The sequence below is a fragment of the Streptomyces sp. KPB2 genome, assembly GCF_003950055.1.
Lineage (GTDB): Bacteria > Actinomycetota > Actinomycetes > Streptomycetales > Streptomycetaceae > Streptomyces > Streptomyces salinarius.
Window position 1 is genome coordinate 1489132 of the sequence record NZ_CP034353.1, and the last position, 14547, is coordinate 1503678.

11 protein-coding genes are annotated in these 14547 nt (G+C 72.4%); 9 read left to right on the forward strand and 2 right to left on the reverse strand.

The window, feature by feature from the left end; all coding sequences use genetic code 11:
* Positions 1-48 precede the first annotated feature (48 nt).
* A complete protein-coding gene (locus tag D1J63_RS37060) occupies positions 49-744 on the reverse strand; it encodes an XRE family transcriptional regulator (RefSeq protein WP_241235523.1) in 696 nt (231 codons plus the stop codon).
* A gap of 524 nt (positions 745-1268) precedes the next feature.
* On the opposite strand from D1J63_RS37060, the gene D1J63_RS06445 reads away from it, so the two are divergent.
* From D1J63_RS06445 to D1J63_RS06485, 9 genes are all read left to right on the forward strand, one after another.
* On the forward strand, positions 1269-2717 hold the full coding sequence (locus tag D1J63_RS06445; protein WP_240798581.1) for a lysine 2,3-aminomutase: 1449 nt from the start codon (positions 1269-1271) through the stop codon (positions 2715-2717).
* Positions 2692-3852, forward strand: coding sequence for a capreomycidine synthase (gene vioD / locus D1J63_RS06450; protein WP_232249211.1), 1161 nt, complete (start codon positions 2692-2694; stop codon positions 3850-3852). The genes D1J63_RS06445 and vioD overlap by 26 nt, the downstream gene beginning before the upstream one ends.
* A complete protein-coding gene (locus D1J63_RS06455; protein ID WP_125628109.1) occupies positions 3849-5804 on the forward strand; it encodes a non-ribosomal peptide synthetase in 1956 nt (651 codons plus the stop codon). Before vioD ends, D1J63_RS06455 begins: the two co-directional genes overlap by 4 nt.
* A gap of 136 nt (positions 5805-5940) precedes the next feature.
* On the forward strand, positions 5941-6975 hold the full coding sequence (gene vioC / locus D1J63_RS06460) for an arginine beta-hydroxylase, Fe(II)/alpha-ketoglutarate-dependent (RefSeq protein WP_125628110.1): 1035 nt from the start codon (positions 5941-5943) through the stop codon (positions 6973-6975).
* 8 nt (positions 6976-6983) lie between these two features.
* The gene (locus D1J63_RS06465; RefSeq protein WP_125628111.1) at positions 6984-7727 is read left to right on the forward strand and encodes a hypothetical protein; all 744 of its coding nucleotides are present in this window, start codon (positions 6984-6986) and stop codon (positions 7725-7727) included.
* Positions 7728-7800: 73 nt separating this feature from the next.
* Positions 7801-9828, forward strand: a complete 2028-nt coding sequence (locus D1J63_RS06470) for an NAD-dependent epimerase/dehydratase family protein (RefSeq protein ID WP_125628112.1) — start codon at positions 7801-7803, stop codon at positions 9826-9828.
* A complete protein-coding gene (locus tag D1J63_RS06475) occupies positions 9825-10553 on the forward strand; it encodes a PIG-L deacetylase family protein (RefSeq protein WP_240798580.1) in 729 nt (242 codons plus the stop codon). Before D1J63_RS06470 ends, D1J63_RS06475 begins: the two co-directional genes overlap by 4 nt.
* A 31-nt stretch (positions 10554-10584) precedes the next feature.
* On the forward strand, positions 10585-11778 hold the full coding sequence (locus D1J63_RS06480) for an ATP-grasp domain-containing protein (protein ID WP_232249213.1): 1194 nt from the start codon (positions 10585-10587) through the stop codon (positions 11776-11778).
* 54 nt (positions 11779-11832) lie between these two features.
* The gene (locus tag D1J63_RS06485; RefSeq protein ID WP_241235524.1) at positions 11833-12954 is read left to right on the forward strand and encodes a glycosyltransferase; all 1122 of its coding nucleotides are present in this window, start codon (positions 11833-11835) and stop codon (positions 12952-12954) included.
* Here the strand turns inward: D1J63_RS06485 and D1J63_RS06490 are convergent.
* Positions 12919-14529, reverse strand: coding sequence for a CocE/NonD family hydrolase (locus D1J63_RS06490; RefSeq protein ID WP_241235525.1), 1611 nt, complete (start codon positions 14527-14529; stop codon positions 12919-12921). The genes D1J63_RS06485 and D1J63_RS06490 overlap by 36 nt on opposite strands.
* Between the last annotated feature and the right edge of the window lie 18 nt (positions 14530-14547).

Genomic DNA, 14547 nt, shown 5'->3' on the forward strand with positions numbered 1-14547 from the left:
TCGGGATCGTCCGAGGCACCCTGGCTCAGTGGGCGCGGGGTGCACCGGTCACGCCAACCGATCTTGTCGACCTGCCGAGTTGTACACCACCTTCGACGTTGTGCGGAGATCCGCGGCGAAGATCGCGAACGCCGCCTTCAGCACCTCGTTCGCGCGCCGCAGCTCCTCGACCTCACTGCGGAGTCGGCGCAGCTCGGCCCGTTCGTCGAGGGTCAGTTCGTCCGTGCCGCGGCCGTGCGCGGAGGTGGTGGGCGCGAAGGTGCCGGGGCGCCCCCGGCCGTGATCGGGTAGCCGGTCGGGGCCGCGGTCCGGTTCCCAGTCCGGGGGCGGTCCGTTGTCCGGCTCCCGGTGCTGGGCCGCCACATCGTCCGGCACCCGGTTCCGGTCGGGACCGCGGACCGGGACGCGGTTCCGGTCCCTATCCCGGGCCTGGTTGCGGGCGCGGTCCGCTGCGAGGGCGGCGCCCCACCCGGCGTCCCCGTCCGCGCCGCGCTCCCGGGCACCCGACCCGGCCCCGCGCCGGCCGGAGCCGGGAGGTTTCCGCTCCGGGCCGCCCAGCCGCCCGTGTCCGGATGCGTCGCATGCTTCCAGTTCGCTGCTGACGCTGTTCCAGCGGCGCGACCACGACTCCAGGTCTCCGCCGCACGCGGCCACATAGGCGAGGGTCACCTTCAAGGAGGGTTTGTGCAGTCCCCGGGCGGCCTCGGCGAGCGTGGCTACGGAGTAGTGCGCCCGTTTCGCCATGGTGCGGTACGAGGGGTTCCCGGCCCGCCTCCGTAAAGTGCGCAAGTCATGGGCGAATGCCTCCAGTGGTCCTGCGGAAGGGTCCAGCAAACGCTCTGGCCTGGGCACATTTCCCCCTGGTAATCAGTTGTCTCGGCACAGCGCGCAGTCCCCGTCGGGCCGTACATCCGTGGTCAGCGGTGTCCGGCCCCGACGGCACGATCAGCCGGAGGCTGCTGGAATCCCAACAGGGAGGCCTCCGTACCGGATCTGCGGCTATTGGTACATGCCACCGACATACACATCAACTCATCAACTGATAATTCCGGCCAGCCCCGGAGCCGTTCGCACGGGTTCGGAAGGGCCGTCCCCTCGCCTCTCAACACCGGCCGGACGCTTCCGCTTCCTGCCGAGCGGTCCCGAGTTGTACAGGGGCACTCGGCACTTGCGCCCCGTACAAATACCCGTCGTGTACAACCCCTCGCCCTCTGCAAGATCGACGGCAGGCGATACGGCCGAAACCGATGGGATTGGGTGGCGGGTCGGTGGACACAGCACGCAGCCAGACGGAATCAGCAGCACTGGAAGGCGCCTACGAATACCGCAGCCGTCCACTCGTGGAGCCGGACTGGCGGCGCTTGCCCGGGTGGCGCGGCGTCACCGCGGCCGAGTGGGCGGATCCCCAGTGGCAGCGCGCACACTGCGTGAAGGACGCGAAGGGCCTGCGCGAGGTCATGGGCGACTTGTTGGACGAGCGTTTCTACGAGGACTGGGAGCAGGACCGGCTGCACCGCGCCACCATGTCGGTGCTGCTGCCGCCCCAGATGATCAACACCATGGCGCCGGAGGCGGTCGCCGCCCGTCCGGGCGAGCTCACCAAGGCGTTCTACGACGACCCGGTGCGCCGTTACATGCTGCCGGTCTTCTCCGACCGGCACCCGCAGTGGCCCTCGCATCCGATGGCCAGCCGGGACTCGCTGCACGAGCAGGACATGTGGGTGGTGGAGGGGCTGACCCACCGCTACCCCACCAAGGTGCTGGCCGAGCTGCTGTCGACGTGCCCGCAGTACTGCGGCCACTGCACACGGATGGACCTGGTGGGCAACTCCACGCCCCAGGTGGCCAAGAACAAGCTCCAGCTGAAGCCGGCCGACCGGGCCGACCGCATCCTGGAGCACCTGCGCGCCTCCCCCGGCATCCGGGACGTGGTGGTCTCCGGCGGCGACCTGGCCAACATGCCCTGGCCGCGCCTGGAGCGCTTCATCAGCGGCCTGCTGGAGATTGAGTCGATCCGGGACATCCGGCTGGCGAGCAAGGGACTGGTCGGACTGCCCCAGCACTGGCGGTCCGGTCCGGCGCTGGAGGGCGTCGCGCGGGTGGCACGGACGGCCCGGTCCCGCGGGGTGCGCATCGCGCTGCATACCCACGCCAACGCCGCCCAGCAGATCACGCCCTCGGTGGCGGAGGCGGCCTGGGCGCTGCTGGGCGCGGGGCTGCACGAGGTGCGCAACCAGGGGGTGCTGATGCGCGGGGTCAACGACAGCGCACACGACCTGCTGGACCTGTGCTTCGCACTCAGCGACCACGCGGGGATCACGCCGTACTACTTCTACATGTGCGACATGATCCCCAACGCCGAGCACTGGCGGGTGCCACTGCACCGCGCCCAGTTGATTCAGCGTCAGATCATGGGCTACCTGCCCGGCTTCGCCACGCCCCGCATCGTGTGCGACGTGCCGATGGCCGGCAAGCGCTGGGTGGAGCAGGCCGACTCCTACGACCGTGAGCTCGGCATATCCCACTGGAGCAAGAGCTACCTGACCCCGCTGGAAGCGGCGGACCCCGTGGCACGCAGCGGCTCGTACCACTACTACGACCCCATCGACACGCTTCCGCTCGCCGGGCAGCGCTGGTGGCGGGACACCCATCAGGACACCCGTCAGGGGCAGAAGGGACAGTTGAACAACCATGAGCAGCCTACGTCCGCTGCGTGAGGCCCCCCCGGTGCTGGAGGAGTGGTACCGCCGGCACCTGGGCCCCGGCATCCACGACATCAGCTCCAGCGGCGTCCACCCGTACACCTTCGCCGAGATACGTGAACTGTGCCGCATCCCGGCCGAGGACCTGGACGCCGTCGTCATGGACGACAGTGTCTCCCAGGGGGGCGCGGGCATCCGGCAGGCGATCGCCGACCGGTACGCGGGCGGGGACGCCGACCGGGTGCTCGTCACCCACGGCTCCAGCGAGGCCATCGCGCTCACGCTGGGCACCATGCTGCGGCCCGGTGACCGGGTCGTCGTCCAGCAGGGCATCTACCACTCGCTGGGCCACTACCCACGGGCGGCGGGCTGCGATCTCGTCGAGTTGCCGGCCGCGGCCGTGCGCGACGGCGAGATCGACGAGGACGTGCTGGAGGGCCTGGTGACGCCGGGGACCACGGCCGTCATCGTCAACTTCCCGCACAACCCCTCCGGGGCCACGCTCTCGCCGCAAGGCCTGAAGGCGCTGACCGAGCGGACCGCCGCCGTCGGCGCGACCCTGGTGTGGGACGCCGCCACCGGCGAGATCGCGCACCGCTGGGACGTCCTCCCGGACCCCGCCGCCACCCGCGGCGACACGGTGTCCTACGGCACCTTCTCGAAGACCTTCGGTCTGCCGGGGCTGCGGGTCGGCTGGGCCATCGCGCCGCCGGAGCTGATCACCTCCGTCTTCCCGTTGCGCGACCGGACCACGCTCTTCCTGTCCCCACTGGTCGAGCTGGTCGCCGAGCGGGCGATGCGCCACGCCGACGTGCTGATCGGCACACGGGCGGCCGAGGCGCGGCGCAACCTGGTGTACCTCACGGAGTGGATGGCCCAGCACGAGGACCTCGTGCACTGGACGCCGCCGGAGGGCGGGGTGTGCGCGTCGCCCGTCTTCCGCGAGCTGGAGGAGGCCGCGGCCGGACCGGCGGCGGTGGAACGGTTCTGCCTGGAGCTGCTCTCCCGCCACCGCACGCTCCTGGTGCCGGGTACGGCCTTCGGCGAGCCGCACGGCGCCCGCCTCGGCTTCGGCGGGCCGGAGGAGGGCTTTCGGGCCGGGCTCTCGAAGCTGTCCGAGTTCCTGCGCACCCACGGAGCCGCCCGGTGACCACCGTGGAAGAACCCGACGTGCTGGACCTGTGGTACCTCTGTGTACGGGAACGCGCTGAGGCCGTCGCCTTGGTGACACCTGATCAGGTTATGACCTACCGGTCGGTGGACCGGCTGACCAACGCCTGGGCCGGTTCCTTGGCCGCGCAGGGCGCCGGCCCCGGGCGGCTGGTGGGCCTCGCGTTCCCCGACCCCGGCCGCACGGTGCTGGGCATGGTCGCGGCGTTGAAGGCCGGGGCCGGGTTCACCGTCCTGGACGACCGGCTGCCCGCCGCCGCACGGGACTTGCTGGTGCGCCGTACGCAGGCGGCCGTGTGGCTCGGCGACGGCGCCCACGCACCGGCGGCGGCGTACGTGCCGGCCGGGCCCGCCGACACCGGCGGCGGGACGGCGGACGGCTCCACGCTCCCGCGGCTGGCGGCCGGCAGCGACGTCGCGTACGTAGTGTTCACCTCCGGGTCCACCGGGCAGCCCAAGGGCACGGTCATCGAACGCGACTCGCTGCGCCGATTCGCGGTCGCGGTCGCCGAGCGGCTAAAGCTGGCGGTCGAGGACCGCTGGCTCCAGGTCTGCTCGCTGGGCTTCGACGTGCTGATCGAGGAGGTCTTCCCGGCGCTCGTCTCCGGCGCCGCCGTGGTGTGTCGGGCCGATACCCAGGCCCTGGACGCGGAGGAGCTGCACACCACCATGGCCCGCACGGGGACCACCGTGGTGGAGCTGTCCACCCAGTACTGGCTGGAGTACGCCCGCTGGCTCGACGGGCGCGGCCTGACCACCCCGGCGAAACTGCGCCTGGTGGTGGTCGGCGGCGAGCGGATGGACCCGCGGCCCTATCGGGATTGGCAGGCCCGGCAACCGGCCCGGTTGGCCCACGTGTACGGGCTGACCGAGTGCACCGTCAGCTCCACCTTCTACACCGGCCTGCTCCCAGCCGACGCCGAGGAGGTTCCACTCGGCACGCCGCTGCGGGACGTGGAGATCAGCGTCCGGCGCGACGGGCGGCTGGTGCCGCGGGGCGAGTCCGGCGAGATCCACATCGGCGGACCGCTACTGGCCCGCGGCTTCCTCGGCGACGAGGCCGCCACAGCCCGCCGGTTCGTACCCGACCCGCTGTCCGCCGCCCCCGGGGCGCGCGTGTACACGACGGGCGACCTGGGCCGGATCGACGCCGACGGGAACCTGGTCTTCCTCGGCCGGCTCGACGACCAGGTGAAGATCCGCGGCCACCGGCTGGAGCCGGCCCGGGTTGAGCGCACCCTGTGCGAGAACCCGGCCGTGGACCAGGCCGTGGTGTTCCCCGACCCGCGAACCGGAACCGCGCTGTGGGCCTTCACCGTCCCGGCCGACCTGCGGCTCGCCCCGCTGCCCGGCGAGGCAGTCCGCCTGACAGGGGCGGAAAGGGACGCGCTGGTGGCGCAGCTGACGGCGCATCTGCCCGACTGGGCCGTGCCCAGGGTGCTGTACCGGGTGTCCGTCCTGCCGAAGAACCCGCACGGCAAGGTCGACAAGCGTCGGCTGACCAACTGGGCGACCGCGGCGGGGGCCGGCGTTCCGGGGAAACTCCCGGACACGGCCGAAGGTCCGGCGAGGGCCCAGGGCCCGGACACGGTGCCCGCCGGACGCGTGGCCTTCGCTGCACCGGCCGGATGCGAGGCGCCGACCGGCCCCGGCGTGCCGGAGCCGGGCACGGCCGCCGAGCCGGAGGCCCGCGCCGAACCGCTGTCCACCGTCGTGGAACTCTTCCGCGAGGTCCTGGACGCGCCGGCGATCGGCCCCGACGACGACTTCTTCGAGCATGGCGGGCAGTCCCTGCTCGCCATGCGTCTGCTCGCGGGGCTGCGCGAGTCCTTCCCCGCGGCGGACGGGCTGCGGGCGAGCGCCCTGCTCCGGTGTCCGACTCCCCGGCTGCTGGCTGGGGCGCTCCCGGTCGCCGAGACCACCCGGCCCTGAGCGGCCGCGGCACGACCGCTGTCGCGCGCCTCACGGACCATCGCGTCACCCAGCACCACCCGAGGGCCCGCGGCCCGGCTCCGGAGCCGCCCGCAGGCAGTAGAAATCCATCCCCGACACTCAGCGAGAGTTGGCCATGTCGAACCTCACCGACCAGTCCACACGCAGCTACACCCTCACTCCCGACGAGGCCGCCGCGACCGCGCAGCTCACCCTCGAATTGGCCGCCACCTACCCGTCCTTCGGCGACGCCGTCCTGCTGCGCGACCTGCCGCGGCTCGCGGCCCGGCTGCCGCTGGGCGTGCAGCACTTCCTGCGCGACTTCAAGCTGGGCGACCGCCACGGCCACGTGGTCGTCCATGGGCACGAGTTCGACCAGCAGCGTATCGGGCCCACGCCGGAGCACTGGCGCGGCCGCCGGCGGCCCGGCCCGGAGTTCCCCGAGGAGCTGCTGCTGATGCTGTACTCGGCGCTGCTGGGCGAGCCCTTCGGCTGGGCCACGCAGCAGGACGGCCACCTCGTGCACGACATCTTCCCGATCCGCCAGCACGAGAACGACCAGCTCGGCATGGGCAGCAAGGAGTTGCTGACCTGGCACACCGAGGACGCATTCCACCCGTACCGCAGCGACTACCTGATCCTGGGTGCGCTGCGCAACCCCGACCACGTGCCCACCACGGTCGGCGAGCTGGACCTGTCCTCGCTGTCCGACGACGACATCGACATCCTCTTCGAGCCGCGCTTCTACATTGCGCCGGACGAGTCGCATCTGCCGAAGAACAACACCATCACCTCCGAGGAGGAGGCCATCCGGTTCGCCACGATCCAGAAGATGATTGACGAGCGGCCGCTCGGCCCGCTGCTGTACGGCTCGCGGCAGGAGCCGTACATGCGTCTGGACCCGTACTTCACCTCCGTACCGGCGGACGACGCCGACGCCCGTCGTGCCTATGACGCGCTGTTCAAGGTGGTGGACGCCGGGATGGGGGAGGTGGTCGCGGACCAGGGCGACGTGCTCATCATCGACAACCACCGGGCCGTGCACGGCCGCCTGCCGTTCCAGGCCCGCTACGACGGCACCGACCGCTGGCTCAAGCGGGTGTGCGTCACCGCCGACCTGCGGCGCTCCCGCCCGATGCGGGCCACGGCCAAGACCCGGCTGCTGGGCTGAGCGCACCGGTGGCACTCATCCTCACCGACCTGTCCCGCGACTCGTGGTTGCTGCCCGAGGTGGACGCCCTGATCGGCGCCAACATGCCCGCGTTCATGAGCTGGGAGTCCCCCGGCAACTGGCGCTGGCACGGGATGTACGAGCGCTACCCCGCCCACCAGTTCTGCCTGGTGGACGGCGACGGGACGCTGGTGGCGGCGGCCAACGGGCTGCCGGTGCGGTGGGCCGGCACTGCCTCGTCACTGCCTTCCGGCAGTGACGAGGTCCTGGTGCGGGCCGTCGACCACGGCCCGCCGGACCACCCGGACGCCGTCTGCATGCTGTCGGTGTCCGTCGACCCCGCGCACCGGGCGGCCGGCCACGCCGAGCGGCTGCTGACCGAGGTCCGCACCAGGGCCGCCGAGCAGAGCCCGCGCGGGGTGATCATCCCGGTCCGGCCCACGCGCAAGCCGCGCTACCCGCTGATCCCGATCGAGGAGTACGCCGCCTGGCGCCACCCCGACGGCCGCTGCTTCGACCCGTGGCTGCGCACGCACCTGGAGCTCGGCGCCCGGCGGATGGGGATCGCCCACCAGTCCCTGGTGATCCGTCAGCCGGTCTCCCGCTGGGAGGAGTTCCTCGGACACCCGCTGCCGGGTCCGGGCGACTACCCGCTGCCCGGCGGCCTGGTGCCGCTGCGAGTCGCCGACGACGGTCACGGAACGTACGCCGAACCCAACGTCTGGGTGCACCACCCGGCCGACGCGCCGTGACCCGCGCCGCGCGACCCCGTGCCGCGGCGTACCCCCTCCCGAACCGTCCCCCTTCCGACACCCTGGAGAACCCATGCCTCCCGTACGCCTCGCCATCGTCGGGTGCGGTGCCGCCGCCCGCGGCTGCCATGTGCCCGCCCTGCCACCGCTGAAGGGCGACGTGCAGCTGACCGCACTCATCGACCGGGACCCGCGCCAGGCGCAAGCCGCGCTCGAGCTCTACCGCGAACTCGGCGGGACTGGTGCCGACAAGGTGGTGATCGCCACCGACCCGGCCGAGGCCGCGGACGCCTTCGACGCCGCCGTGGTCGTCGTCCCGCACACCGTCCACGCCCGGACCGTGGAGTCGCTGCTCGCCGCCGGCAAGCACGTGCTGCTGGAAAAGCCGATGACCACCTCGGTCGAGGACGCACGGCACCTGGTCGCCCTCGCCGCCGACGCCTCGGCCCCGCTGCTCGCGATGGCCCATCCGCGGCGGCTCCTCCCCGCGTACGCCTGGGTCAAGCGACTCGTCGAGGGCGGCGATCTGGGCGACGTGGTGCGCGTTGACTGGGCGGAGGGCCACCCGTACGCCTGGGAGCCGGTCTCCTGGTCGATGTTCGACCGGCGGCTCGCGGGCGGCGGGGTGCTCACCGACACCGCCTCCCACGTTTTCGACGCGCTGCTGTGGTGGCTCGGCCCCGACGTGGAGGTCGTCCGCTACGAGGACAACTCCCTCGGCGGCGTGGAGACCGACGCGAGCGCCCACCTGCGGTTCGGCACCGTCGACGTGCACTGCGAGTTCAGCCGGCTGCGCGACCTCGGCATCTCCTGCAGGGTGACGGGCACCAAGGCGACCGTGACCATCGGTACGGATTTCCCAGCCGGCGAGTGCACCCTGGTCGCCTCGGACGGCGTGGAACTGCACCGGGGCGACGTGGAGGCGGTGGCCCCCGCCCAGGGCGAGTGGGAGCTGCTGTTCACCGAGCAGCTCGCCAACTTCGCCGCGGCCGTGCGCGGCACCGCCGCCGTGCACTCCGGCCCCGAGGACGGTCTGCGCGTCGTCGAGTTGATCCAGGAGTGCTACGGCGGCGCCCACGAGGACGCCACCCAGCCCTGGACCACCCGCGGCGCCGCGCCCGACGCCGACGGCGCAGCGCTCGACGGCCGCACGGTGGCGGTCACCGGCGCGAGCGGCTTCATCGGCGGCCGCGTCGTCGAGCGGCTGACCCTGGGCACGCAGGCCCGCGTCCGGCCGGTGGTACGTGGCTTCGGCCGGGCCGCGCGGCTGTCCGTCCTGCCGCAGGATCGGCTGGAGTTCCGCCAGGCCGACCTGCTGGGCACCGACGGGCTGCGGGCCGCCTTCGAGGGGTGCGACACCGTCGTGCACTGCGCATTCGGCAGCGCCGGTGACGAGGCGGACCGCTGGGCGGCCTCCGTCGAGGGCACCGCCAACGTCCTGGCCGCCGCCCGCGCCGCCGGCGTCCGGCGGGTGGTGCACCTGAGCACCATCGACGTCTACGACCCCGGCACCACCGGTGAGCTGACCGAGGAGTCGCCAGCTCGCCCGGCCGATCCTGCCGACCGCGAGTACGAGCAGCAGAAGCTCGCCGCGGAGCGGCTTGTCCTCAACGCCCACGGACCCGACCTGGAGACCGTCGTGCTCCAGCCCGGCGTGGTCTTCGGGCCGTGGGGCGGCCAGTGGACCACCGCGCAGCTACAGCGCGCGGAGGGTGACTTCGCCGCGCTGCCGACGGGCGAGGACAGCGGCATGTGCAACGCCGTGTACGTCGACGACCTGGTGGACGCGGTGCTCCTGGCCGCCGGCGAGGACGCGGCCGCCGGTCAGCGCTTCCTCATCGGCAACGACGAAGCGCTCGGCTGGGGCCGGTTCTTCGACGCGATCCGCTCCCTGCGGGGCTTGGGCGAGCCGGCCGGACAGTGCGCCGGAGACCCGGTGCCGGACTGGGAGCTGGACCTGTACCGCTCGACCGCGCGGGCCCGGTACGACAAGGCCAAGCGCATGCTCGGCTTCGCCGCGCGCACCCCCTTCGCCGAGGGCGTCGAGCTGACCGGGCAGTGGGCGGCCTGGACCCGGCAGGTGCCGGAGGTGCGGTCGTGACCGGGGTCACCGATGTGCTGGTGGTCGCGCCGCACCCCGACGACGACGTCATCGGCTGCGGCGGTTCCATCGCCAAACACGTGCGGGACGGCGCCCGAGTGACGGTCGTCATTGTCATCGGGCGCGAGCGCAGTGCCCTGGACGACGAGGTCACCGACGCGGAGTTCGCCGCCGAGACGGAGACCGCCGCGAAGACGCTGGGCGTGCACCGCTGCATCCGCTTCGACGAGCCGTCACGGGACTTCGCGCTCTCCCGCCGCGTGCACCTGGACCTGGTGCGGGTGATGCGGGAGGTGCGGCCGCAGGTGGTTTACCTGCCCCATGACAACGACGACGACGTCGAGCACCGAATGGTGCACCAGCTGACCACCGAGGCGCTCTGGATGGCGCAGTCGGAGTTCTTCCAGGAGGCGCGCGAGCGGCCGATGCCGACGCCGCACCTGGTGCTCGGGTACGAGGTGTGGGCACCGATGGCCCGGTTCCAGTACGCGGAGGACATCGACGGCCAGATCGAGACCAAGGTCGAGGCGATGCGCGCGTACGTGTCGCAGCTGCGCCACGCCGCCTGGGACGAGGGCATCCGGGGGCTGGCCCGCTACCGGGGCGCCGTCTCCGCGGGCTCGGGCCACGCGGAGGTGTTCCAGGTGCTGAGCCTGCACACCCCGCCCGCGGCCGTCGGGGCGGCGGGGTCGCGGGGCGAGAAGCCGGGAGGCGGCCGTGACTGAGCGGCTCCTGGTATGCGGGCTCGGTTCGGGGATGGATCACTCGCTGGCCGAACTACGTTCGCCCCAGCGGGAGTTGGTGGTGGTCACCGACACGCCCACCGACCGGGCGCGAGCGGCGGCGGACGTGCTGCTGGTCTGCGACCCGACCGACAGCACGGCGGTCCTCGTGGAGCTGTCGGCGGCCGGCGTCGACCGTTTGGACGGCGTGTTCTCACTCGGCGCCGACAACCCGCCGGTGATCAGCGTGCTGGCCCACAGGTTCGGCTGCCCCGGCCTGCCTCTGGAGACGGCGCTCAGCTGCACGCTCAAGGACCGGCGGCTGGCGATCCTGCGCGAGGCGGGCCTGGACCTCCCCCGGTTCGGGACCGCCGAGAGCGTGGATGAGGCGCTGCGGGTGGTCGCCGAGGTCGGCCTGCCAGCCGTGATCAAGCCGAGCGACCAGACCGGTTCGCTGGGTGTGCTGAAGGTGGAGTCGCCCGAGACGGTACTGGAGACGGCGGCCGAGTCGCTGCGGCTCAGCCCCGTCGGCCGGATCGTCGTCGAGGAGTTCCTGGAGGGGACCGAGCACACGCTGGCCGCCTTCATGCTCGACGGCGAGCTGCACCGGTTCGGTTTCGCCGACCGGGAGTACGGGCGCAAGGAGGAGTTCGCCCCGTACTTCTTCGAGGGCGGCGACACGCTCCCCAGTCGGCTCACCCCCGAACAGATCGAGGAGGTCACCGACACCGTGCGGCGTGGCGCGCGGGCCCTGCGCCTGGACCCGGCGGTGATCAACACCGACATCCTGCGCACCCGTGACGGCCGGGTGGTGCTGCTGGAGATCACCTGCCGGCTCACCGGTGCGCGCATCGCCACCGAGGTGATGCGGCTGGCCACCGGGGTGGACCCGCTGCCCAACCTGGTGCGTCTGGCGCTGGGCCGGCCACTGGAGCTCTCCGAGCTGCGTCCGACGCGCGGCAGGGCGGTGGTACAGCGGTTCCTGCCGGCGGACGGCGGGGTGGTGGAGTGGGTCGGCAACCCGCGCGACGTCGCCCGCCGGGCGGGGGTGCACGACGTCTTCTGGGGCATCGAGATGGAGCCCGGCACCGTGGTGCCGCCCTACCGCGGCGGGGCCGACGTCCTGGCGGGGGTGATCGCGTACGCCGACGAGCCGGCCGAGGCCGAGGCGATCGCCGAGCGCACGCTGCGCGCGCTGCCCCTGCGGTTCAAGGCTCCGGTGCAATGACCACGACACCGGCGACGACCGCGCGGACTGCTGCGCACCGGCACGGACACCCGCGTGCACACGGGCACGCACACCAACGAGACGAGGGAGAACGGGATGGCCACCGACCCGGTGGGCGAGGCCGCAGTCGAGAAGGGGATCGCCCGCACCGCCGTGGTCATCGCCCTGCGCGACGACCTGCGGATCGCCGACTGCATCGCGTCGATCGACGAGGACGTCGAGATCGTGCTTGCGCTCAACGGCCCCAGCGACGCGGTGCTGAAGCTGATCGCCGAGCATCCGCGGCCGCTGACGGTCACCGAGATCGACGACGTCGGCAACCTGGGCGCGGCCTATAACGCGGGCGCTGCCGCCACCGACCGGCAGTACCTGCTGCTCATGGACTCCGACTGCACCTTCGCCCCCGGCGTGGTGCGGGCCATGGTCCGCGCGGTGCTGACCGCCCCGGTGGTCAAGGGACAGGTGGTGTACGGCGAGTCGGACGGATTGTTCAGCAAACTGACCGCCCGGGTGCGGGAGTTCGACGAGGGCGACTACGTCAGCGCCCTGTCCCCGCCGCTCATCTACAACCGGGCGATCGTCGACCGTATCGGCGGTTATCACTTCGACGAGCTCATCCACTGGTGTGAGGACCGGGAGTTCGACTTCCGGCTCCAGCTGGCCGGCATCCCGGTGGTGTACCTGCCCGAGGCCCGCATCTTCCACGACGCCCAGCACGGCTTCGCGAACATGCGCAGCTACTTCCGCTACGGCGTCGGCGAGGGCATCGCCCAGGAAACGGGGGTGTTCACCACGCCGGCCGTGCCGGCGCTGTGGCGGCTGTACGAGGCGAGCAGGACGCTGGTGCACTGCGCCCGCGACAAGGGCGCTGGGGCCGCGGCGTACTACGCGCTGCTGAAGGTCGCCTTCCACACGGGGACCGTGCACCACCTACTCAACGACCCCTACCGGGTCCGGGACCGCTACCCGGCCTCGGCCAAGCGGGCGCGTATGGTGCGGTCGATCCCACAGCACAGCACCCGCCTGACCAAGGCACAGCTGCGGCGGCTGCGTCGGGCGCACTGGGAGGCAGGCCGGCGGATCGAGAAGGTGACCGACCTGTCGGTCTTCCATCAGGACGCCGCCGGCCCGGCCGGCGCGTCAGCCGCCGACGATACGCGGCAGCAGCAGGCGTGAGGGATGGTCACCGCCGCGGTGGACGGTGTGGTGCGCGACCACCCGGGGATGGACGTCGAAGCGCGGTGCGTTGCTGGCCGCGACTTCCAGACGGACGCGGTGCCCGGTGCGGAACACGTGGCCGATCGCGCCGAGGCGGACGGTGACCTCGACCGGCCGATCGAGGGCCGGCGGGGCGCCCGCCCCCGGCGCCGTCGCCGGCTCCAGCCGGTGGATGCCGTCGCACAGCAACTCCGCCCGGCCGTCGGGCCAGACGTCGACGAGCTTGCCGGTCATGTCGGCGCCCGCCGCGTCCGGAGTGACGTACACCGTCAGGACGGTGTCACCGACCACGGTCAGCGGGGCGGTGAGCGGTGCGCCGGTGAAGCACAGGACGTCGCCGCGCTGCTCCACCTCGCGCTGGTCGAGCGGGCCACAGTCGCCGCCGGTGAACTGGCCGGGCAGGGCGGTGGCGCCACCCGTGGTGGGCACCGGGTCGGCCGGGTCGTGGCGGATCGCGTCGCTGCCGGCCGCCCGCGGTGTGGGTCCGGGCGTGAGCTGCCGGCCGTCCAGGTAGAGCACGTACTCCTCCGTGCCGGGGGCTGGCCAGTCGAGGAAGGTGCGCCACTCGTCGGTGCCGGTGAGGAAGAGCCGTACCGGCTCGGGGGCCGCCGCGCCGGTCCGCCGCCCGCGCAGATGACGGTCGAAGTGGTCCAGGTGCAGGCCGGTGACGTCGAGCTCCCGCTCATCGGCGGCGAGCCCGTAACGGCGCTGCGGGAAGATGCCGCCGGTGACGCAATGGGACCAGGGGCCGACCACCAGACGCGTCTCCACGCCCTGTTCCCGAATTCCCCGGTAATTCTCCAGGGAACCGGCGAGGAATATGTCGTACCAGCCCGTCAGATTCAACACCGGAACTTTTATCGACGAATACGCCTCGCGCGGTGCGGCACGCTTCCAGTACGGGTGGCCGGAAGGGTGCTCGAGCCATTGCCGGTAATAGGGCGCAAGCCGGTCCAGGAGGTCCCCGGCGGCGTCCGGATCCGTGTACAGCGCGTCGATCCGGTCGACTGCGCCGGCCACCTCGGCCAGCTCCGGCCCGGCCAGCCCTGCCCCGCTGAGCAGCAGGTCGTACAGCACCCAGTAGAGGAGGAAGCCCAGTTGGAAGGCGCCGCCCTGCCGCGTCCAGCCCTCGTCGAACCCCGAACCGGCCACGTGCGGCGCGACGGCGCCCAGGCCCGGCGGCCGCTCGCTCGCCGCGAGCAGCGCGGCCATGCCCTCGTACGACCGGCCGAACAGGCCCGCCGAGCCGTCGCACCACGGCTGCCGCACCGCCCAGGCGACGGTGTCGGCGCCGTCCGCGGCCTCGTTCCAGTAGGGCTCGAAGGCGCCGCCGGAGGCGAACCGGCCGCGCACGTCCTGCACCAGCAGGGCGTATCCGGAGCGGACCAGTCGCAGGCCGTCGACGGAGGCCCCGCCGGGGCTTCCCGCTTTCCCGTAGGGCGTCCGCCGGATGAGCACCGGCACCGCCCCGGCCGTCTCCGGGCGGTAGAGGTCGGCGCTCAATAACACACCGTCCCGCATGGGTATCTTCACATCGTGTTCCACAACAAT